This window comes from Paraburkholderia sp. GAS448 (assembly GCF_050435685.1).
Lineage (GTDB): Bacteria > Pseudomonadota > Gammaproteobacteria > Burkholderiales > Burkholderiaceae > Paraburkholderia.
In genome coordinates this window covers 1-1,440 of sequence record NZ_JBNDKT010000142.1, presented here as the reverse complement: position 1 = coordinate 1,440, position 1,440 = coordinate 1, and the positions used below count along the sequence as shown (strand labels likewise).

Sequence of the window (1,440 nt, the reverse complement as noted above, 5' to 3'; positions counted from 1 at the left end):
TTGATATCGGCCTGCGTGAACTCGCGTTGCTTCTTCTTGCCTGGCGAGCGGCTTTGAACCCTGGTTGCAACGCCCAGGTGGGTTCGCGAAGGCGCCTTGCCGATCCGACTGTTATCGCGTTGGGCCTGGATCACCTGCGAGACCTGGAGCACGTGACCCAGACGCTTGTGCTCAACGACCGCGCCCTGGTCAACTTCGGTCAGCCGGTCGTACTGTCTGCATGACAGTGCATGACCATCGCCGCGGAGTTCGATACGCCCATCCGGGTACTCCCAGACCTCGATATACCGGCCAATCAGTTTGCGGTGGCCGGGCGTGTCGTCCAGCAGATACGTGACGCGGTCATACCGCACGGTCAACGACTTGCTCACCTTGCGCCGCTCGCGCCACGTGAGCACCAGATCGAGATTCTCGTCAGCCCTGAGTGGGCGGTGCGCATCGAACCCGCTCTTCGGTGGCTTCGCGAAACGCGCGTTGTAATTTGCCATGAAGGCAGACGCATACGCATTGGCTCCGGCAGCCGTGCTGATGCCGCGCAACCGCAATTCCTTGACGAGCCGGTCCTGCAGCGTCAGGTGCGCCCGCTCGACGCGCCCCTTGGCGGGGCTCGAGTTCGCGCAGAACGTGTCAATGTTCAGCTCGTACATCGCCCGGCCGAAGTGGGTCACGCTGTTGCCATCCTTGTTCGCGCCCGTCTTGCGAAACACGCTGTACTTGTCGCTGTAGAACGCGCCGGGCTTGCCGTGGCGTTCAATGTACGCGCGCGTCGCCTCGAAGTAGCTGAAGGTCGACTCGGTGGCTGTGAAATGCAGCATCATCAGCCGGCTGGTTGCATCGTCGACGTACACCAGCAGCGAGCAGGCCGGCGCCCGTTCCTCGAACCACCGGTGATCGCTGCCATCGATCTGGATCAGCTCGCCCAGACACGCGCGCCGCGCGCGCGGCTGGTAGATCTTCGGTGGCCGCTGCCGGCGGGGCACCCACAGACCTGCATCCGTCATCAGGCGCCTGACCGTCTCCTTTGCAAGCCGGATGCCGTGACATTCGTACAGCTTCTCGCAGGCCAGCGTGGGCCCGAAATCGGCATAGCGATCACGAATGATCGAGAGTGCCCGATCGGCCGTCACCGCGTCCAGCTGGTTGTTGCTGGGCTTCGAGCGCCGACGCGACACGAGACTTTCCGGTCCATGTTCGCGCAGTCGCGCAACCAGGCGCCGGATCTGCCGCGTCGTCAGCCTGAGCCGTTCTGCCGCGCGCCACGGCTTGAGCTTGCCGTCGGCGACGTCCTGAATGACCTTGAACCTGTCCAGTTCGCGCATCGTCATCGTTATCCGTTCGGTCGCAGCCATTAAAGCCTCCCGCGCCGGAACGCCGGCGGCCGGTCAGCTTACGCTGCGAAAAAGCGGACATTTGAACTTGGCTAAAAGCGGACATTACAAC

The 1,440-nt window shown here is 63.1% G+C and carries 1 protein-coding gene; it reads right to left on the bottom strand.

What is annotated here, in order from left to right; translation table 11 throughout:
* The coding region (locus P3T23_RS47650; RefSeq protein ID WP_429322948.1) for an ISNCY family transposase at window positions 1-1,349 on the bottom strand (1,349 nt) is incomplete at its 3' end.
* Window positions 1,350-1,440 lie beyond the last annotated feature (91 nt).